The organism is Thermohalobaculum sediminis, from assembly GCF_023487995.1.
Classification (GTDB): Bacteria; Pseudomonadota; Alphaproteobacteria; order Rhodobacterales; family Rhodobacteraceae; genus Thermohalobaculum; species Thermohalobaculum sediminis.
Window position 1 is genome coordinate 717,532 of record NZ_JAMFKN010000001.1, and the last position, 18,680, is coordinate 736,211.

An 18,680-nucleotide genomic window follows, 5' to 3' on the forward strand; every position below is an offset into this window, starting at 1 on the left:
GCACGCCGCAAGGCCGAAACGGAAACGATCGAGATGCTGTCCCGCCTGATGCACCGCGCCGAGCGGCTGATAGACCCCTATCAGCCTTATGACGAGGACGCCGAGTTTCCCGGCCGGCTGATCCCGTTCATGTGGACGATGCTGCGCCCGGCGCGCTGGGTGCTGGCGGGCTCGATGGCGCTGGGGCTGGTGTTCGCGCTGACCGAGGCCGCGCTCGCGCGCTATGCGGGCCGGATCGTCGACATCCTGCGCGAGGCCGAGCCCGCGACGCTCTGGGCCGAGCACTGGCCCGAGTTCCTGGTCATGGCGCTGGTGGTGGCCTTCCTGCGCCCGGCCTCGCTCATCCTCGAGTCGATCATCTCGGGGCAAGGCTTCTACGCGCCGATGGGCGCGCTGATCCGCTGGCGCACGCACCGCAAGATGCTGCGCCAGTCGCTTGGCTTCTTCGCCGACGACTTCGCCGGACGCATCGCCAACAAGCAGATCCAGCTTGCCCCCGCGATCAACGACTCGGTCCACCAGATCACGTCGGAGCTCTGGCATGCCTCGATCTTCCTGCTGGGCGCGGCCGCCATCCTCGCCGAGACCGACGCCCGCCTGCTGATCCCGCTGGCGCTGTGGTTCGCGGGCTTCGTGGGCATCGCCATCTGGTTCGTGCCGCGCATCACCGAGAACGGCAAGCGCGTGGCCGAGGCCCGCTCGCGCCTCGCCGGGCGCATCGTGGACAGCTACTCGAACATTCAGACCGTCAAGCTGTTCGCCCATGCCGAGCGCGAGGAGAGCTATGCCCGCGACGCGCTCGAGGACTTCCGCTGGACCTTTGCGCGCCAGACCCGGCTCTACACATGGTTGCAGGTGGCGCTGGGCGGGCTCTCGACCGTGCTGGTCGGCGGTGTCATCGGCTATGCGATCCTGTTGTGGCAGGTGGGCGCGATCACGGTCGGCACCATCGCCGCCGCCTCGGCCCTGGTGCTCAGGCTCAACGGCATGGTCGACTGGATCATGAACATGCTCTCGGTCCTGTTCCAGAACATCGGCACGGTCTACGAGGGCATGGAGACCGTGAGCCAGCCCCTGCGCCTCAGGGACCACGACGGCGCCCAGCCCTTGCGCCTGACGGCGGGCGAGGTGCGCTTCGAGCATGTCGCCCACCACTACGGCCGCCATGGCGGGGGGATCGAGGACATCCAGCTCACCATCCGCGGCGGCGAGCGCGTGGGCCTCGTCGGCCGCTCGGGCGCGGGGAAATCGACGCTCGTCAACCTTGTGCTGCGGTTCTTCGACCCCGACAGGGGGCGGGTGCTGATCGACGGGCAGGACCTCGCGCACTGCACGCAGGACTCGATCCGCGCGCAGATCGCGATGGTCACGCAGGACACTGCCCTCCTGCACCGCTCGATCCGCGACAACCTCCGCTACGGGCGGCCCGAGGCCACCGACGACCAGATCATGGCGGCCGCGGCGCAGGTCCATGCGGACGTGTTCATCCCCGATCTTGTCGACCAGCAAGGGCGGCGCGGGCTCGACGCCTTCGTGGGCGAGCGGGGCGTCAAGCTCTCGGGCGGGCAGCGCCAGCGCATCGCGTTTGCCCGTGCCGTGCTCAAGGACGCGCCGATCCTGATCCTCGACGAGGCGACCTCGGCGCTGGATTCCGAGGTCGAGGCCGCGATCCAGCAGTCGCTGGGCGAGCTGATGGAGGGCAAGACCGTGATCGCCATCGCGCACCGCCTATCGACCATCCAGCGGATGGACCGCATCGTGGTGCTCGACCGCGGCCGGGTGGTCGAGGACGGCAGCCACGCGGAACTGATCGCCAGGGGCGGACTCTATGCCAGGCTCTGGGCGCGGCAGTCGGGCGGCTTCATCGACGCGGCCGTCGAGACGGCCGAGGAGGCGGCGGAATGAGCTTCTTCGAGCGCCTCATCGATCCCTTCGCCCGCGCGGGCGGCCCGCCACCCCGAAGCGCCGGGGCCTTCGCGCGCTGGATGCTGAGGGGGACGGGCGCGCCCCTTGGCTGGTTCACGCTGGTCGCGGTGCTGCTGGGCGCAGCCGAGGCAGTGGCGGCGCTTCTCGTCGCGTGGCTCGTGGACCGCGCCGCGCTCGGGCCGGGGACGACGTTCCTGGCCGAGCACTGGCCCGAGACGGCGCTGATCCTGCTGTTCTTCCTCGGCGTGCGCCCCGCGCTCATGAGCCTCTCGAGCGGCTTCGTCAGCCGCGCGCTGGGGCCGGGGCTGTTCCTGCTCGGGACGCAGCGGCTGCACCACCACACGCTTGGCCAGAGCATGGAGTTCTTCAACGACGATTTCGCCGGGCGCATCGTGCAGAAGGAGGTGCAGACCGGCCTCGCCCTATCGGACGCCGTGACCGAGAGCATCAACGCCGTGACCTACGGCATCGCCGCGGTGATCGGCTCGGCGCTGGTGCTGATCGGCACCGACTGGCGCCTCTTCGTGCCGCTCGCCATCTGGGCGGTGGCCTATGGCTGGCTGGTGCGGCGCTACCTGCCGCGCATCCGGCGCCTGTCCCGTGCTAAGGCCGAGACCCGCGCCGGGATCACCGGGCAGTTCGTCGACAGCATCTCGCACATGCAGACCGTGAAGCTGTTCGCCCATGCCGAGCGCGAGGAGGCCGCCGCCGAGGCCGCGATGGCGCGGCACTGGCAGACCGCGCTGGGCTTTGGCCGGGTTGTCTGGCAGTTCCGCACGCTGCTCGCGATCCTCGCCGGCATCCTGCCCGCTGCGATGATCGGCATGGCGATCTGGCTCTGGACCATCGGGGCCACGGGGCCGGGCGCCATCGCGCTGGCCGGGCTGATCTCGACCCGGCTCAGCCAGATGAGCGGCTGGATCTCGTTCACCGCCATGGGCATCTTCGCCAATGCGGGCGTGGTCGAGGACGGCATGCGCACCCTTTCGCCGCCCCACGCCGTCACCGACCGCGACGGCGCGCTCGACCCCGACCGGATCGAGGGCGCGATCGCCTTCGAGGGCGTGAGCTTCGGCTATGGCCGGCCCGAGGGCGGCGGGGTGAGCGGGCTCGATCTCCATGTCGCGCCGGGCGAGAAGGTGGCACTCGTCGGCCCATCCGGCGCGGGCAAGTCCACGACCATCGCGCTGCTGCTGCGGCTCTATGACGTCGAATCGGGCCGCATTACCATCGACGGGCACGACATCCGCGACCTCACGCAGAACGGGCTGAGGCGCCACATCGCGACCGTGACGCAGGAGGCGGCGATCTTCAACCGCTCGGCGCTCGACAACATCCTCTACGGGCGGCCCGACGCGGGGCGCGAAGCGGCCATCGAGGCGGCGCGGAGGGTGCGCGCGCACGACTTCATCCTCGGCCTCGGCGACGGCCGGGGTCGCCGCGGCTACGAGGCGCATCTGGGCGAGGACGGCGTGAAGCTCTCGGGCGGGCAGCGCCAGCGCATCGCGCTCGCCCGCGCCGTGCTGAAGGACGCGCCGATCCTGGTGTTCGACGAGGCGACCTCGTCGCTCGATTCGGAGGTCGAGGCCGAGATCCAGGCCGCGCTCGAGGTGGTGATGGAGGGCAAGACGGTGATTGCCATCGCGCACCGCCTCTCGACCATCCAGCGCATGGACCGCATCATTGTGCTCGACGGTGGCCGCGTCGTCGAGAGCGGGACCCATGCCGACCTGCTCGCGGCCCAGGGGCTCTACGCCCGACTCTGGGCGCGGCAATCGGGCGGGTTCATCGACGCAGGGGACGCCATGGCGACGGAGGCGGCGGAATGACGGACACGGCAAGGATCACGGGGCTCAGGGCGCGCGCCGTGGCGGCCCCGCTCGCCGCCCCGCACGTGACCGCCTCCGGCACGCTGGAGGTGGCGCCGCTGGTGCTGGTGGATATCGCCACCGATGCGGGTGTCACTGGCATCGCCTATGCCTTCGCCTACACGCCCCTCGCGGCGAAGCCTCTCTCCGCACTGGTGCAGACGCTCGAACCCCTGCTGGCCGGCCAGCCGGTGGCGCCGCGCGCGGTGGGCGCGATGCTGGCCGCGCGCTTTCGGCTCGCCGGCGTGCAGGGGATGGTGGCGCAGGCCCTCGCCACGGTGGACATCGCGCTCTGGGACGCATCGGCAAAGCTCGCGGGGCTGCCGCTCGCGCGCTTCCTCGGCGGTCAGCCGCGCCCCCTGCCCGCCTATGACGGCATCGGCATGGTGGACCCCGGGGGTGTCGCGCGCGACACCGAGGCCTCGCTCGCCCGCGGCTTCCGCGCCTTCAAGCTGCGCGCCGGGCGCCCGGAGGCGCGCGAGGACCTCGCCGCCATCCACGCGGCCCGCGGCGCCGCCGGGGCGGATGCCTGGGTCGCGCTCGACTTCAACCAGGCCTTCACCGCGCCCGAGGCCGTGCGTCGGATGCGGCTGCTCGACGAGGCCGCGCCCGCCTGGATCGAGGAGCCGGTGCTGGCCCAGGACCACCGCGGCCACGCCGAGGTCCGCGCCGCCATCGCGACGCCGGTTCAGACCGGCGAGAACTGGTGGGGCCTTCCGGACATGCGCGCCTCGCTCGACGCAGGCGCGTCCGATCTCATCATGCCCGACGCGATCAAGATCGGCGGCGTCAGCGGATTTCTCGACGCCGCGGCGCTGGCGGCGGCCGAGGGGCGGCCGATGTCGAGCCACCTCTACATCGAGGTCTCGGCCCACCTGCTGGCGCTCACGCCAACCGCGCAAATGCTGGAATGGTTCGACATCGCGGGCCCGGTGCTGGCCGAGCCCGCGACGATCCGCGACGGCCATGTCACCGCGCCCGAGCGCCCCGGTCACGGCATGGCGTGGGACGAGGCCGCCATCGCGCGCTTCAGCCTCTGACCGCCTCGCCGGGCGCGGGCGCAAGCCCGCCCGTCTGGCGCAGCGCCTCGAAGGCCGCGATGGCCGCCGCCATCCCCACATTGAGCGACCGTGCGCCGGGATGCATCGGGATGACGACCCGCGCATCCGCCGCCGCCAGAACCTGTGGTGCGAGGCCCGCGCTCTCGCGGCCCAGCAGCAGGCAGTCGCCCGGCGCGAAGCGGAACGCTCCCAGCGGCACCGCCCCGCCCGTCGTCAGCGCGATCAGCCGGCCCGGCGGCCGCGCGGCCATAAAGGCGGCCCACGAGTCGTGCCGCGCGATGACGGCCAGATCGGCGTAGTCCATCGCCTGCCGCCGCCAGGCCCGCGGGCTGAACGGAAAGCCGCAGGGCTCGACGACATCGACCGGCACGCCGAGGCAAGCGCCCAGCCTGAGGATCGCGCCGACATTGGGCGCCATGTCGGGCTCGACCAGCACGATCCGGGGCGCAATGCGCGGCGCATCGGTTTCACACGACAAAATTACCCCCTCAAACCGCACGCTGCGGCATTCTGCGTCGCGATCTTCGCTGGACCGGCCCTCGCAGTCTGGCTAGTTAGTGGCCCATCCTAGCGGGCGCATGCGCGTCGCGCATCCGCGCGCCCCGTATAAGAGACCTGCCCCGCGCCCAGCGGGGTGCGCGCACGCAGCGAAGAAGGAGAGGCAGACGTGTCTCACGCAGAACACCACGAGGAAGGCACCCGGCGCGACTTTCTCTACGTCGCGACCGCCGCGACCGGTGCCGTCGTCACCGGCGCCGCGGTCTGGCCGCTGATCGACCAGATGAACCCCTCGGCGGACGTGCTCGCGCTCGCATCGATCGAGGTCGACATCTCGGGCATCTCGGAAGGCACCCAGCTCACGGTGAAGTGGCGCGGCAAGCCCGTGTTCATCCGCCACCGCACCGCCGAGGAGATCGAGGCCGCCCGCGCAGTAAGCCTGAGCGACCTGAAGGACCAGAGCGCGCAGAATGCGAACATACCCGGCACCGTCCCGGCGACGGACGAGAACCGCGCGCTGGACGAGGAGGGCAAGTTCCTCGTGATGATGGGCGTCTGCACCCATCTGGGCTGCGTGCCACTGGGCGATGGCGCCGGCGACTTCGGCGGGTGGTTCTGTCCCTGCCACGGCTCGCACTACGACACCTCGGGCCGCATCCGCAAAGGGCCGGCGCCCGAGAACCTCTACGTGCCGCAGGCCGCGTTCCTCGATGACACGACCATCAAGCTGGGCTGAGGAGAGCACGATGGGACATATTCCTCAGGACCACTACGAGCCGAAGACCGGCATCGAGAAGTGGCTCCACACCCGCCTGCCCGCCGTGGCGCTGGCGATCGACTTCCTGAACTTCCCGACACCCAAGAACCTCAACTGGATGTGGATCTGGGGTGTCGTGCTCACCGTCTGCCTGGTGATCCAGATCGTCACGGGCATCGTGCTGGTGATGCACTACACGCCGCATGTCGACCTGGCCTTCGCCAGCGTCGAGCACATCATGCGCGACGTGAACGGTGGCTGGCTGCTGCGCTACGTCCACTCGAACGGCGCCTCGATGTTCTTCATCGCGGTCTACGCGCATATCTTCCGCGGGCTCTACTACGGCTCCTACAAGGCCCCGCGCGAGATCACCTGGATCATCGGCATCCTGATCTACCTCGCGATGATGGCGACTGCCTTCATGGGCTACGTGTTGCCCTGGGGCCAGATGTCGTTCTGGGGCGCCACGGTCATCACCAACCTGTTCTCGGCGCTGCCGCTGGTCGGCCAGCCGATCGTCGAATGGCTGTGGGGCGGCTTCGCGGTGGACAACCCGACGCTCAACCGCTTCTTCTCGCTGCACTACCTGCTGCCCTTCGTCATCGTTGGGCTGGTGGCGGTCCACATCTGGGCCTTCCACACCACCGGCAACAACAACCCCACCGGCGTCGAGGTGCGGCGCAAGGACCTCGCGACGGCGAAGAAGGACACGGTGCCCTTCCATCCCTTCTACACGGTCAAGGACCTCTACGCGCTGGTGGTGTTTCTGATCCTGTTCGCGGTGTTCGTGTTCTTCATGCCGAACTACCTGGGCCACCCCGACAACTACATCGAGGCGAACCCGCTGGTGACGCCCGCGCATATCGTGCCGGAATGGTACTTCCTTCCCTTCTACGCGATCCTGCGCGCCATCACCTTCGACATCCTGTTCATCGACTCGAAGCTGGGCGGTGTGCTCGCCATGTTCGGCTCGATCGCGGTGATGGCGCTGGTTCCGTGGCTCGACACCAGCCGCGTGCGCTCGGGCCGCTTCCGGCCGCAGTTCAAGTGGTACTTCTGGCTCTTCGTCGCGAACTTCTTCGTGCTGATGTGGTGCGGCGGCCAGCCCGCCGAGGGCCTGGTCCCGACCATCTCGCTGATCGGCACGATCTACTGGTTCGCCTATTTCCTGGTGATCCTGCCGCTGCTCGGCCTGACCGAGAAGCCGCAGGCCGAGCCCGCGACCATCGAGGACGCCTTCGACGCCGAGCATCCGTCGGCCAAGGCGGCCGCGACGCCGGCCGAGTAAGCGAGAGGCGAGGAGACAACGAGAATGCTCAAGACCCGCATCATCCCCGCCATGCTCGCAGCGAGCCTCGCCCTTCCGGGCGTGGCGCTCGCGGCCGGCGCCGAGACCCATGTCGAGGACGTGGCCTTCAGCTTCGAGGGCCCGTTCGGCAAGTTCGACCAGCACCAGCTGCAGCGCGGCTTCCAGGTCTTCAACGAGGTCTGCGCCGCCTGCCACGGGCTGAAATACGTGGCCTTCCGTGACCTGATGTCGGAGACCGGCCCCGCCTTCCCCGAGGAGCAGGCCAAGGCCTTTGCCGAGAACTACGAGGTCTTCGACCGCGAGCTCGACGACACCCGCGCCGCGCGGCTCTCGGACAAGTTCCCGCCGAACACCGCGGCGGGCGCGCCTGACCTGAGCCTGATGGCCAAGGCCCGCGCGGGCTTCCACGGGCCGTTCGGACTCGGCCTCAACCAGCTCTTCAAGGGCACGGGCGGGCCGGAATACATCTACTCGCTGCTCACCGGCTATTCCGGCGAGGAGGTCGAGCAGGCCGGCACGATCCTCTACGAGAACCACGCCTTCCCCGGCGGGCTGATCTCGATGGCCCCGCCGCTGTCCGAGGGGCTGATCGAGTATGCGGCCCACAGAGCCGGCGAGGGCGACGACCATGGCGGCGGCTCGGGCTATGTCGCGCCCGAGGCGACGGTCGAGCAGATGGCGGAGGACGTCTCGGCCTTCCTGATGTGGGCGGCCGAGCCGAAGCTGGTCGAGCGCAAGGAGGCGGGCTTCCGCAACGTGCTCATGCTGATCGTGCTCGCGGTCCTGCTCTACTACACCAACCGCAAGATCTGGGCGCCGGTGAAGGGCAAGGACCACTGAGCCACGGCCCGCGGCGACACGAGCAGCCCCGCCCCTCACCGGGCGGGGTTTTTCTTTTCCGCCGGATCGGCTATCGCCAGCGGGACACCGGAGACCGCGCGGCCTTTCCCCTTGCCGGGGGAGCGAGCCGAGCACCGGATTCCGAACGCCTGCCATGGGTCGAGACCGCATGAACACCTACGGCCACATCTTCCGCGTCACCACCTGGGGCGAGAGCCACGGGCCGGCGCTGGGCGCCACCGTCGACGGCTGCCCGCCGGGTATTCCCGTCTCGGCCGAGGCGATCCAGCACTGGCTCGACCGCCGCAAGCCGGGCCAGAGCCGCTACACCACCCAGCGCCGCGAGCCCGACGAGGTCGAGATCCTGTCGGGCGTCTTCGAGGGCCTCAGCACCGGCCACCCCATCCAGCTGATGATTCGCAACACCGACCAGCGCTCGAAGGACTACTCCGAGATCGCGGCCAAGTTCCGCCCTGGCCATGCCGACTACACCTACTGGGTGAAATACGGGCTGCGCGACTATCGCGGCGGCGGGCGGTCCTCGGCGCGCGAGACGGCGGCGCGGGTGGCGGCGGGCGGCATCGCGCGGGCGGCGCTGGAGGCGCTCGCGCCCGGCCTCACCATCACCGGGGCAATGGTCCAGATGGGTCCCCATGCCGTCGACCGCGCGAACTGGGACTGGGACGAGATCGGGCGCAACCCGTTCTGGACCCCGGACGCCAAGGCGGCTGCCGACTGGGCCGGCTATCTCGACAGTCTGCGCAAGTCCGGCAACTCGGTCGGCGCGGTCGTCGAGGTCGTCGCCCGCAATGTCCCCGCCGGCCTCGGCGCGCCGGTCTATGGCAAGCTCGACACCGACCTCGCGGCGGCGATGATGTCGATCAACGCGGTCAAGGGCGTCGAGATCGGCGACGGCTTCGCGGCGGCGGCCCTCACCGGCGAGGAGAACGCCGACGAGATCGTGATGGGCAATGATGGTCCGCGGTTCCTGTCGAACCACGCGGGCGGCATCCTCGGCGGCATCTCGACCGGGCAGGACGTGGTGGTGCGCTTCGCAGTCAAGCCCACCTCGTCGATCCTCAAGCCCCGCCGCACTGTCACCATCGCGGGCGAGGAGACCGAGATCGTGACCAAGGGCCGGCACGACCCCTGCGTCGGCATCCGCGCCGTGCCGGTCGGAGAGGCGATGATGGCCTGCGTGCTCGTCGACCACGTCCTGCTGCATCGCGGGCAGATCGGCACGAACCGCGGCCGGATCGGATGACGCTTTTCCCCCTTCCGCCGGGCCGATATGCTCGGGCGGTCAGGGAGGCTCGCCCATGCAGATCGAGAACCGCGCGCTCGTGCTCGACCTCGTCGAATGGCTCGCGCCGGGGCCGAGGCCCTATGCCGAGGTGATGGCCGCCTGGCGCACCTCCTGCCCGCGCCTGACGGTGTGGGAGGACGCGCTCGACTATGGCCTGATCGCGCGCCACGCCGCCGATGGCACGGTGGAGGCAACCGAGGCGGGCCGCGCGCTGCTGCGCGCCGAAGGGCGGATGCAGTGATCCGTGCCGCGATCTTCGACGTGTTCGGCACCGTCGTGGACTGGCGCGAGGGCGTGGCGGCGGCCGCGCGCGACGCCTTCGCGGCGAAGGGGCTCGACACCGACCCGCATGCCTTCGCCGATGCCTGGCGCGCGGAATACCAACCGGCGATGCAGACCGTGCGCTCGGGCGCGCGGGGTTACGTTGCCCTCGACCAGTTGCATTTCGAGAATCTGGGCCGCGTGCTCGCCCGGCTCGGGATCGCGGATGCGTTCACCGAGGCCGAGGCATGGGCGCTCAACGCGGCCTGGGAGAAGCTGCCGCCCTGGCCCGACAGCGTGGCGGGGATCGCGGCGATCCGGCGGCAGATGATCGTCGCCCCCTGCTCGAACGGCTCGATCGCGCTGATGACGCGCCTTGCCCGCTTTGGCGGACTGCCCTGGGACTGTATCCTCGGCGCCGATGTCGCGCGCGCCTACAAGCCCGATCCGCTGGCCTACCGCCGCTCGGTGGCGGCGCTCAGGCTCGCCCCACCCGAGCTGCTGATGGTCGCGGCCCACAACGACGACCTCGCCGCCGCCCGGACCGAGGGGCTGGGGACCGCTTTCGTGCCCCGCCCCGCCGAGCACGGGCCCGGGCAGGTGCGCGATCTTGCCCCCACTGCGGATTGGGACTTCGTGGCGCCCGACATGATCGCCCTGGCCAGTATGCTGGCCGAGTGATCTGCCGGACGGCGCGGACGGGCCGACGTCCGGGACACGGAGCCGCAGACTGGTCCCGGCCCGATTCGGCCCCCTGCAGGCAGTGCGCCGCCCGTGTCACGAGACACCCCGGATCGCGCCCGCGGCACAGCGGCGTCCCGGGATGCGCCCTTACTCGCCCGTCGCCTTTTCGAGGATGCGGCCAAGCCGCCGCCCGCCCAGCACGTGGACGTGATAGTGCGGCACCTCCTGCACCCCGTCCGCGCCGGTGTTCGAGATCAGCCGGTAGCCCTGCCCGCCGGCCGCGCCGGCAACCCCGGTCATGCGTGCCACCTGCGCCACCGCGCGGGCGAAGTCGGCAAGCTCGGCATCGCTCGCCTCGGCGCCGAAATGGTCGGCATTGACGTAAGGCCCCTTCGGGATCACCAGCACATGCACCGGCGTCTTGGGCGCGATGTCCTTGAACGCGAGCGAGTGCTCGGTCTCGAGCACCTTCGCGCAGGGGATCTCGCCCCGCAGGATCCTCGCGAAGACGTTCTGGTCGTCGTAGTGGTAGCTCATCGCACTCTCCGAAAGGCCGCTCGCGGGCGCCGGCGTCGCCCGGCCGGGCGCGACTTTCACCTCCCGGCCGGGCGCGACTTTCACCGCCCCGCCGGCCGATTGCAAGGGGAAGCCGTCACGCCGGCGACCGCGCCCGCGTGAGTTCGAGGAACACCTGCTCGAGGCTCGGCTCCTCGGTGGCGAGGTCGACGATCTCGTGGCCAGCCGCCTGCACCGCCCCGATCAGATCGATCGCGCGCGCAACGTGGCGATTGTAGCGCAGGGCCAGCAGGTCGGGCGCCCTTAGCGTCGTGCTCACGCCCTCGGGCATCGGCGGCAGTACCGCCGGCGCCACGGCGAGCCGAACGACCAGCGTCTTGACGTCGATGCGTCCCAGCAGCGCGGGCGTGTCCTCGCAGGCCACCAGCTCGCCATGGTTGATGATGGCGATGCGGTCGCACATCGTCTCGGCCTCCTCGAGGTAGTGCGTCGTCAGGATCACCGTGGTTCCGGCGGCGTTGAGCTCGCGCACATGGTCCCACAGCATCTGCCTGAGCTCGATGTCGACCCCGGCCGTCGGCTCGTCCAGCACCAGCACATGCGGTGCGTGGACCATCGCCTTGGCGACCAAGAGCCGCCGCCGCATGCCACCCGACAGCGTGCGCGGATAGGCGCGCGCCTTGTCCGCGAGGCCGACGCGCGTCAGGATCTCCATGCTGTGGCGGCGCGACTTCGGCACGCCGTAGAGCCCGGCCTGCACCTCGAGCAGGTCGATGGGCGTGAAGAACGGGTCGATGTTGAGCTCCTGCGGCACGACGCCGATGGCGGCGCGCGACTGGCGCGGGTTCACATCCTGGTCGAACCCCCAGATCCGCACGCTGCCCGAGGTCTTGGTCACCAGCCCCGCAAGGATGTTGATGAAGGTCGACTTGCCCGCCCCGTTCGGCCCCAGGAGCCCGAAGATCGATCCCGCCGGGATGTCGAGATCGACGCCCCTGAGCGCGGTCTTGGCCGGCTCGCGGCCCGACGCCGCATAGGTCTTGACCAGCGCGCGCACCTCGATCGCGTTTCTCGGCATGCAACGATCTCCGGCAGGGCGGACGGGACCGGCGCGGCTTGCCGCCCGGCCCGGGATCGCTATCATGCCGCCGCGGACCGGGTCAAACCGGCCACGGGTTCAGGGAGCAGGCAGGCGATGAAGAACGAGGCCCCCGAGGTCGAGATCGTGAAGACCACCAAGGTGCATTGCGACGGCAAGGAGGGACCGCTCGGCCATCCGCGCGTCTACCTCACCATCGGGCTGGAGGGCTTCGTCGAATGCCCCTATTGCGACAAGCGTTTCGTGCTAGCCGAGGGCGCCGAGGCCCACTGAGCGCGGCCCGCCCGCCCGAGGCATCCCGCGGCATCCCCGGAACGACCGGCACGGCCCGGCAGCAGAGAGGACGCGCATGACGCTCGGCAAGGGCTCGCATGTCTACCTGATCGACGGCTCGGGCTACATCTTCCGTGCCTACCACGCGCTGCCGCCGCTGACGCGCAAGTCCGATGACCTGCCGGTGGGCGCGGTCGCGGGGTTCTGCGCCATGCTGCACAAGATGCTGATGGGCTTCGGCAATTCCGGGCCCACGCATCTCGCGGTGATCTTCGATCATTCCTCGAAGAGCTTCCGCAATGACCTCTACCCGGACTACAAGGCACAGCGCCCGCCCCCGCCCGAGGACCTGCGCCCGCAATTCCCGCTGATCCGCGAGGCCACGCGCGCCTTCGGGGTTCCGGCGATCGAGATGAAGGGCTTCGAGGCCGACGACCTGATTGCGACCTATGCGCGGCAGGCCGCCGATGCGGGGGCCGAGGTGACCATCGTCTCGTCGGACAAGGACCTGATGCAGCTGGTGGGTCCGGGAATCACCATGCTCGACCCGATGAAGAACGTGACCATCGGCCCCGACGCGGTGCGCGAGAAGTTCGGCGTGCCGCCCGAGCGGGTGATCGACGTGCAGGCGCTGGCGGGGGATTCGGTCGACAACATCCCCGGCGCGCCGGGCATCGGCATCAAGACCGCGGCGCAGCTGATCGAGGAATACGGCGACCTCGACACCCTGCTGGCCCGGGCCGACGAGATCAAGCAGCCCAAGCGCCGCGAGACGCTGACCGGGAAGGCCGACCAGATCCGCCTCTCGCGCGAGCTGGTGACGCTGAAGCAGGACGTACCAGTCGAGATCGCCGTCGACGACTTCCCCGTCGAGAAGCCGGATGCCGACAAGCTGCTCGGCTTCCTTGCCGAGATGGAGTTCCGCACGCTGTCCACCCGCATCGCTCAGGCTCTGGGGGTCGAGGCGCCGGTGATCGAGGCGAAGCCGCGCCCCGAGGCCGCCCCCGCCGGGGCATCGAGCCCCGCCGCGGGCGTCGGCGGCGCTGCCGCCGAGGGGCCCGGCGCCGTCCGCGCGATGCCCCCGATCGACCGTGGCGGCTATGCGATCCTGCGCGACGCCGCCGCGCTCGGCGACTGGCTCGCCGAGGCGCGCGAGAGCGGGATCCTGTGCATCGACCTCGAGACCACCTCGCTCGACGAGATGAAGGCCGAGATCGTCGGCATCGCGCTGTCGCCCGCCCCCGGCCGCGCGGCCTATGTGCCCGTGGGCCACTTCACCGGCGAGGGCGACCTGCTGGGCGCTGCCGAGCGAGCGCCGGGGCAGATGGGGCTCGAGGAGGCGTTAACGCTTCTGAAACCCATCCTGTGCGACGATGCGATCCTCAAGGTCGGGCAGAACCTGAAATACGACCTCAAGGTGCTGCGCCGGCATGGGCTCGACGCGCGCCCCTTCGACGACACCATGCTGATCTCCTACGCGCTCGACAGCGGGCTGGGCGGGCATGGAATGGACGAGCTGTCGGAGCGACACCTGGGTCACCGCCCGGTGCCGATCAAGGAGCTCATCGGCTCGGGCAAGACGGCGATCACCTTCGACCGGGTGGACCTCGGCAAGGCGGCCGAATACGCGGCTGAGGACGCGGACATCACGCTGAGGCTTTGGCACCGGCTACGACCCCGCCTCGCCGCCGAGCGGGTTTCGACGGTCTATCACACGCTGGAACGCCCGCTCGTCCCGGTGCTCGCGGACATGGAGCTTGCGGGCATGCGGGTGGACCGCGACGTGCTCTCGCGCCTCTCGAACGGCTTCGCACAGAAGATGGCGGCGCTGGAGGACGAGATCCAGAAGCTCGCGGGCCGGCCCTTCAACGTGGGCTCGCCCAAGCAGTTGGGCGAGATCCTGTTCGAGGACATGGGGCTCGAGGGCGGCGTCAAGGGCAAGGCCGGGGCTTGGGGCACGGGGGCGGACGTGCTGGAGACGCTGGCGGCGCAGGGGCACGACCTGCCGGCGCGGGTGCTGGACTGGCGGGGGCTGTCGAAGCTGAAATCGACCTACACCGACGCCCTGCCCGCCCATATCAACCCCGAGACGGGGCGCGTCCACACCTCGTTCAGCCTTGCCGCCACCTCGACCGGGCGGCTCGCCTCGACCGACCCGAACCTGCAGAACATCCCCGTCCGCACCGAGGAGGGGCGCCAGATCCGCACCGCCTTCGTGGCGGAGGAGGGCAACGTCATCCTCTCGCTCGACTATTCCCAGATCGAGCTTCGCATCCTCGCCCACATCGCCGGGATCGAGGCGCTGAAGAAGGCGTTCCGCGACGGGCTCGACATCCACGCGATGACGGCGTCCGAGGTGTTCGGCGTGCCGATCGAGGGGATGGACCCGATGGTGCGCCGCCGCGCCAAGGCGATCAATTTCGGGGTGATCTACGGGATCTCGCCCTTCGGCCTCGCCAACAACCTGCGCATCCCGCAAGCCGAGGCCAAGGCCTTCATCGACGCCTATTTCGAGAAGTTCCCCGGCATCCGCGACTACATGGAGCGCACCAAGGCCGAGGCGCGCGAGAAGGGCTTCGTCACTACGCTGTTCGGACGCCGGATCCACACGCCGGGGATCAACCAGAAGGGCCCCGGCCGCGGCTTTGCCGAGCGCGCGGCTATCAACGCGCCGATCCAGGGGACGGCCGCCGACGTGATCCGCCGGGCGATGATCCGCATCCCCGAGGCGTTAACGAGTCATAAACTCTCGGGCCGGATGCTGCTGCAGGTGCATGACGAGCTGCTGTTCGAGGTCCCGAAGGCCGAGGCCGAGGCGACCGAGAAGGTCGTCAAGCGCGTGATGGAAGGGGCGGCGGCCCCGGCGGTGGAGATTTCGGTGCCTCTTGTCGTGGATGCAGGGACGGGGCAGAGTTGGGCTGAGGCGCATTGACGTTTAGCGGCTCTGACTTGCCTTCGGGAGGATTCATTGAGCAGAATTCCTACAATTCAGCACGCCAACTTTTATCCTGAAATGAAATCTTTTTATATTACACGCCTTGATAAAGATGGATTATTAATATCAAGAGCGACGGCATTTGGAATAAAGGAATCAGATGGATACTATTTATACACTTGCTGGCATGTCATAACTGGCGTTGACCCAAGACAAATACCTCCAATTTATTCAATTACTAGAAAATCTATACGCATCCACGCCAGAGAATATACCGAGAGAGCTCCCGGCGTCGCAGCAATCGGAGGAGAACAAGCTCACGATTTCGATTTATACGATCCACATGGAGCGCCAAAATGGCAACAAGAAATCAACCATGATAACGAACCAGGAAATATCGTGATTCCTAAATTATACGATGTTGTGCGATTGAGGATTAAAAGTTTTCCAGGAATTGATCATATGTTTTATATTGAGGAAGATATTTCTATGGACATGGCGAGCATCGGAGAGGACGTTTATATTGCAGGATTTCCATTTGGATTTTCAGGATCGAATTATGGTCCGGCGCCCATCTTTCTAAAGCGTTCAATCGCGTCGCTATCATACGAAGGTCACCGAGCTCTCATTGACGGCGCAGGGGTAATTGGAATGTCAGGGTCTCCCGTTTTAATTAGGCGGGATAGCAAATGGTCGATCATTGGCATCTATGGCGGTGATGTATATCCTGAGCATAAATACTATAGTGATAGAATTGGTGAGCAATTTGGAAGTAAACTTCCTCTCGGATATTTTTTCAATCTTTACGCCGCAAGATCTTTCATGGGGATAAAAGATCGAAGATGGTCAAAAAATTTATAAAAACGATAATTAATATAGTTTATTAAAAGAATTAAATAAAGACGATTGGACAGCAAAAAATTATATAATGTTTTCGCATCACCCCACCCCAAACCGCTTCACCTTTTTCCCAATCATCTCCAGCGCCATGTCCACGAACTCGCGGTGGATGTGGTTGACGTGATACCGCCCGTGGCTGCCGCGCGTCAGGTACCCCTGCCGGGCCATGCGCTGGCAGGTTTTCGAGACATAGCCCGGCAGGGCCTCGTAGCCCTCGCGTTCCAGGAAGTTCTGCACCTCCATCGTGGTGAAGTGGTCGAAGCCGCTCTCGACGATCCAGTGCTTGATGGCGCCGAGGCGGCCGGTGGGGTCGGGGCGCGCGGCGGCTTCCTCGCGGGTGTCGTCGTGGCGGCGCTCGGCCCAGGCGGCCTTGACCAGCCAGCCGCGCTGCTGCTCGCGCGGCAGGAGGCGGACCACCTTCTCGATGGCGGCGGCGTGGGCGCTGTACTGGGCGCGCAGGCGCCTGAGCTTGTCGCGCGTCCGGTGCTCCTCGGCCAGCACGGCGTCGAGCCGGTCGATGAGGTCGGACAGGGCGCGGTCATAGGGCCCCTCGGGCGGGTCGTCGTCGGCGGGTGTCGGGGGCATGGTCGGTCCGGGCGCTGGCGAGGGGGTGGGCCGTCAGTGTCGCACGGGGGCATTTCGGCGAGGTTAACGGGCGGGCAGGCCGGGGCATCGGCGGGGCCGCGCCGGGGGCATTCCGGGGGGGTTGCGAAACGGTGACCGGGGCGGGGCATTTCGGGGCATGGGGATGCCCTGTCCGCCGGGGTGCGGCGAGGCCCCGGCTCGGGGGCCGGGGCTGCGGAGAAAGGGGTGGGTGGGGGTGAGGCCCCGGCTCGGGGCCGGGGCAGCGGGTTGGTGGCGGTGCGGCGGAGCGGCGTCAGGGCGCGCGCGCGTCAGGCGATCAGGCCCACCCGGCGGCGGATGCCCTCGTCGCGCAGGCTCACCTCCGTGCCCGCGAACTCGGCGCCCTCCGGGCCGCAGAGCCAGGCGATGCAGCGCGCGGGCCAGTCGGGCGGGATGTGGTCGGACCACTCCAGCCGGCTCACCGGGTTGACGCCGGATCGCTTGATGACCCGCTGCATCTCGGTCGCCACCGTCCCCGGCGAGAGGCCCACCACCCGGATGCCGCGCCCGGCGCATTCGAGGTGGGCGGCCCGGGTCAGCATCGCCGCCCCCGCCTTGGCGGCGCAGTAGGCGCTCCACCCCTCCAGCGGGTTGTGGGCGGCGCCGGACGAGATGTTGACGATCACGCCCCCCTGCCCCATTGCCGGGAGCGCCGCGCGCAAGCCGTGATAGGTGCCCTTGAGGTTCACGTCGATCGCCTGCCCCCAGGCGGCGGGGTCCGAGGCCGCCAGAGGCGCGATGGGCTCGATCTGGCCCGCGTTGTTCACCAGGATGTCGAGCCCGCCGAAGCGGTCACGCGCCATGGCAACGGCGGCCTCGAGATCGGCGTAGCGCGCGACGTCGCAGGCCAGCGCCTCGGCCCGGTGGCCGGCGGCCCGCAGGTCGGCCGCGAGCGCCCCGGTCTCGGCCGTCGAGCGGGCGGCGAGGATGACGGCGGCGCCTGCCTCGGCAAACAGCCGCGCGGTGGCGGCGCCGATGCCGCGGCTCGCGCCGGTGACGATGGCGGTCCTGTCTGCGAGGTGGGTCATCGCGCGTCCTCCGTCGCTGCTCCGGGCGGGGTTTCCTCGATCTGGGGGGCGCGGGCGGCCAGCATGGCGCGCATCTCGTCGGCGGCGCGGGCGAGCGCGCCGGGATCGGTGCCGCGCAGGATGATGGTGGCCCCCGCGGTCAGGCGGAAGAACGGGTAGCAGCCGATCGAGATGTCGGGGTGGGCGGCGGCGACGCGGCCCAGCGGCTCGGCCAGTTCGCCCTCGGGCAGCATGACGCGGAAGCTGTGCGACAGGATCGGCGGGCCGCCCACGAGCCGCGGCGCCAGCCCCTCGAGCATCACCGCGAAGATCGAGGGCACCCCCGCCATGACGTGGCAGTTGCCGATCACGAAGCCCGGCGCGTGGCTGAGCGGGTTGTCGATGAGGGTCGCGCCTTCGGGGATGCGGGCCATGCGCAGGCGCGCCTCGTTCAGCTCGCCGGGCTTGTAGTAGGCCTCGAGGATCGCGCGGGCGTCGTCCCGCACGCCGATGGGGGCGCCGAAGGCCTCGGCCACCGCGTCGGCCGTGATGTCGTCATGCGTGGGCCCGATGCCGCCCGAGGTGAAGAGGTAGGTCACGCGGGCCGAAAGCTCGCGCACCGATGCGACGATGGTCGCGCGGATGTCGGGGATCACGCGGATCTCGACCAGGCGGATGCCGAGGCCGGTCATCCGTTGCGCGAGCAGGTGGGCATTGGCGTCGCGCGTGCGGCCCGAGAGGATCTCGTCCCCGATCACGAGCATGGCGGCGGTGGGCTGGGTCATCGTGCTCCCTCTTGGCGGCGGCGGCGCGGGG

18 protein-coding genes are annotated in these 18,680 nt (G+C 69.0%); 12 read left to right on the forward strand and 6 right to left on the reverse strand.

Annotation, left to right across the window (positions count from 1 at the left end; all coding sequences use genetic code 11):
• The first annotated feature begins 33 nt into the window (after positions 1–33).
• From M1105_RS03470 to M1105_RS03480, 3 genes are read left to right on the forward strand one after another with little or no spacing between them, the layout of a single operon-like run.
• Positions 34–1,905: an ABC transporter ATP-binding protein gene (locus tag M1105_RS03470; protein WP_319936760.1), complete on the forward strand. Its 1,872-nt coding sequence runs from the start codon at positions 34–36 to the stop codon at positions 1,903–1,905.
• Complete coding sequence (locus tag M1105_RS03475; protein WP_249578946.1) at positions 1,902–3,755, forward strand: ABC transporter ATP-binding protein; 1,854 nt, start codon at positions 1,902–1,904, stop codon at positions 3,753–3,755. Before M1105_RS03470 ends, M1105_RS03475 begins: the two co-directional genes overlap by 4 nt.
• Positions 3,752–4,834 (forward strand): enolase C-terminal domain-like protein, encoded by a 1,083-nt coding sequence (locus M1105_RS03480; RefSeq protein ID WP_249578947.1) that lies wholly within the window; start codon positions 3,752–3,754, stop codon positions 4,832–4,834. Before M1105_RS03475 ends, M1105_RS03480 begins: the two co-directional genes overlap by 4 nt.
• Here M1105_RS03480 and M1105_RS03485 read toward each other — a convergent pair.
• Positions 4,824–5,333: a tRNA (cytidine(34)-2'-O)-methyltransferase gene (locus tag M1105_RS03485; RefSeq protein WP_249578948.1), complete on the reverse strand. Its 510-nt coding sequence runs from the start codon at positions 5,331–5,333 to the stop codon at positions 4,824–4,826. The two genes, M1105_RS03480 and M1105_RS03485, sit on opposite strands and share 11 nt — an antisense overlap.
• 189 nt (positions 5,334–5,522) lie before the next feature.
• Here M1105_RS03485 and petA point away from each other — a divergent pair, with 189 nt between their 5' ends.
• From petA to M1105_RS03515, 6 genes are all read left to right on the forward strand, one after another.
• A complete protein-coding gene (gene petA, locus M1105_RS03490; RefSeq protein ID WP_249578949.1) occupies positions 5,523–6,089 on the forward strand; it encodes a ubiquinol-cytochrome c reductase iron-sulfur subunit in 567 nt (188 codons plus the stop codon).
• A gap of 10 nt (positions 6,090–6,099) precedes the next feature.
• The gene (locus M1105_RS03495; RefSeq protein WP_249578950.1) at positions 6,100–7,398 is read left to right on the forward strand and encodes a cytochrome b; all 1,299 of its coding nucleotides are present in this window, start codon (positions 6,100–6,102) and stop codon (positions 7,396–7,398) included.
• Positions 7,399–7,422: 24 nt separating this feature from the next.
• Positions 7,423–8,259, forward strand: a complete 837-nt coding sequence (locus tag M1105_RS03500) for a cytochrome c1 (protein WP_319936761.1) — start codon at positions 7,423–7,425, stop codon at positions 8,257–8,259.
• A gap of 169 nt (positions 8,260–8,428) precedes the next feature.
• On the forward strand, positions 8,429–9,523 hold the full coding sequence (aroC, locus tag M1105_RS03505) for a chorismate synthase (protein ID WP_249578951.1): 1,095 nt from the start codon (positions 8,429–8,431) through the stop codon (positions 9,521–9,523).
• 55 nt (positions 9,524–9,578) lie between these two features.
• Positions 9,579–9,806, forward strand: a complete 228-nt coding sequence (locus M1105_RS03510) for a hypothetical protein (protein WP_249578952.1) — start codon at positions 9,579–9,581, stop codon at positions 9,804–9,806.
• Positions 9,803–10,507 (forward strand): haloacid dehalogenase type II, encoded by a 705-nt coding sequence (locus M1105_RS03515; protein ID WP_249578953.1) that lies wholly within the window; start codon positions 9,803–9,805, stop codon positions 10,505–10,507. Before M1105_RS03510 ends, M1105_RS03515 begins: the two co-directional genes overlap by 4 nt.
• Positions 10,508–10,657: 150 nt before the next feature.
• Here M1105_RS03515 and M1105_RS03520 read toward each other — a convergent pair whose 3' ends face one another.
• Together M1105_RS03520 and M1105_RS03525 are read right to left on the reverse strand one after the other, a co-directional pair.
• A complete protein-coding gene (locus M1105_RS03520) occupies positions 10,658–11,047 on the reverse strand; it encodes an HIT domain-containing protein (RefSeq protein ID WP_249578954.1) in 390 nt (129 codons plus the stop codon).
• Between the two features lie 115 nt (positions 11,048–11,162).
• Positions 11,163–12,104, reverse strand: coding sequence for an ABC transporter ATP-binding protein (locus M1105_RS03525; RefSeq protein WP_249578955.1), 942 nt, complete (start codon positions 12,102–12,104; stop codon positions 11,163–11,165).
• A gap of 117 nt (positions 12,105–12,221) precedes the next feature.
• Between M1105_RS03525 and M1105_RS03530 the strand changes: the two genes are divergently transcribed.
• The 3 genes from M1105_RS03530 to M1105_RS03540 all read left to right on the forward strand — a co-directional run bounded on the left by M1105_RS03530 (position 12,222) and on the right by M1105_RS03540 (position 16,194).
• Positions 12,222–12,398 (forward strand): zinc-finger domain-containing protein, encoded by a 177-nt coding sequence (locus M1105_RS03530; RefSeq protein WP_249578956.1) that lies wholly within the window; start codon positions 12,222–12,224, stop codon positions 12,396–12,398.
• A gap of 76 nt (positions 12,399–12,474) precedes the next feature.
• Positions 12,475–15,330, forward strand: a complete 2,856-nt coding sequence (gene polA, locus M1105_RS03535) for a DNA polymerase I (protein ID WP_249578957.1) — start codon at positions 12,475–12,477, stop codon at positions 15,328–15,330.
• A 36-nt stretch (positions 15,331–15,366) separates the two neighbouring features.
• Positions 15,367–16,194, forward strand: a complete 828-nt coding sequence (locus tag M1105_RS03540) for a serine protease (RefSeq protein ID WP_249578958.1) — start codon at positions 15,367–15,369, stop codon at positions 16,192–16,194.
• A 78-nt stretch (positions 16,195–16,272) separates the two neighbouring features.
• Here the strand turns inward: M1105_RS03540 and M1105_RS03545 are convergent, their stop codons facing one another.
• The 3 genes from M1105_RS03545 to M1105_RS03555 all read right to left on the reverse strand — a co-directional run bounded on the left by M1105_RS03545 (position 16,273) and on the right by M1105_RS03555 (position 18,649).
• Positions 16,273–16,818, reverse strand: a complete 546-nt coding sequence (locus M1105_RS03545) for a hypothetical protein (protein ID WP_249578959.1) — start codon at positions 16,816–16,818, stop codon at positions 16,273–16,275.
• Positions 16,819–17,126: 308 nt separating this feature from the next.
• Entirely contained in the window at positions 17,127–17,885 is a 759-nt protein-coding gene (locus M1105_RS03550; RefSeq protein ID WP_249578960.1) for an SDR family NAD(P)-dependent oxidoreductase, read from the reverse strand.
• Complete coding sequence (locus M1105_RS03555) at positions 17,882–18,649, reverse strand: competence/damage-inducible protein A (RefSeq protein ID WP_249578961.1); 768 nt, start codon at positions 18,647–18,649, stop codon at positions 17,882–17,884. Before M1105_RS03555 ends, M1105_RS03550 begins: the two co-directional genes overlap by 4 nt.
• Positions 18,650–18,680: the final 31 nt, after the last annotated feature.

What these genes read in the sequence shown, in the direction of transcription:
- M1105_RS03530 (WP_249578956.1), top strand. Translation starts at nt 12,222, where the DNA reads ATGAAGAACGAGGCCCCCGAGGTCGAGATCGTGAAGACCACCAAGGTG.
- M1105_RS03510 (WP_249578952.1), top strand. Translation starts at nt 9,579, where the DNA reads ATGCAGATCGAGAACCGCGCGCTCGTGCTCGACCTCGTCGAATGGCTC.
- M1105_RS03555 (WP_249578961.1), bottom strand. Translation starts at nt 18,649, where the DNA reads ATGACCCAGCCCACCGCCGCCATGCTCGTGATCGGGGACGAGATCCTC.
- M1105_RS03495 (WP_249578950.1), top strand. Translation starts at nt 6,100, where the DNA reads ATGGGACATATTCCTCAGGACCACTACGAGCCGAAGACCGGCATCGAG.
- M1105_RS03470 (WP_319936760.1), top strand. Translation starts at nt 34, where the DNA reads ATGCTGTCCCGCCTGATGCACCGCGCCGAGCGGCTGATAGACCCCTAT.
- M1105_RS03525 (WP_249578955.1), bottom strand. Translation starts at nt 12,104, where the DNA reads ATGCCGAGAAACGCGATCGAGGTGCGCGCGCTGGTCAAGACCTATGCG.
- M1105_RS03545 (WP_249578959.1), bottom strand. Translation starts at nt 16,818, where the DNA reads ATGCCCCCGACACCCGCCGACGACGACCCGCCCGAGGGGCCCTATGAC.
- aroC (WP_249578951.1), top strand. Translation starts at nt 8,429, where the DNA reads ATGAACACCTACGGCCACATCTTCCGCGTCACCACCTGGGGCGAGAGC.
- M1105_RS03520 (WP_249578954.1), bottom strand. Translation starts at nt 11,047, where the DNA reads ATGAGCTACCACTACGACGACCAGAACGTCTTCGCGAGGATCCTGCGG.
- M1105_RS03500 (WP_319936761.1), top strand. Translation starts at nt 7,423, where the DNA reads ATGCTCAAGACCCGCATCATCCCCGCCATGCTCGCAGCGAGCCTCGCC.
- polA (WP_249578957.1), top strand. Translation starts at nt 12,475, where the DNA reads ATGACGCTCGGCAAGGGCTCGCATGTCTACCTGATCGACGGCTCGGGC.
- M1105_RS03475 (WP_249578946.1), top strand. Translation starts at nt 1,902, where the DNA reads ATGAGCTTCTTCGAGCGCCTCATCGATCCCTTCGCCCGCGCGGGCGGC.
- M1105_RS03550 (WP_249578960.1), bottom strand. Translation starts at nt 17,885, where the DNA reads ATGACCCACCTCGCAGACAGGACCGCCATCGTCACCGGCGCGAGCCGC.
- M1105_RS03480 (WP_249578947.1), top strand. Translation starts at nt 3,752, where the DNA reads ATGACGGACACGGCAAGGATCACGGGGCTCAGGGCGCGCGCCGTGGCG.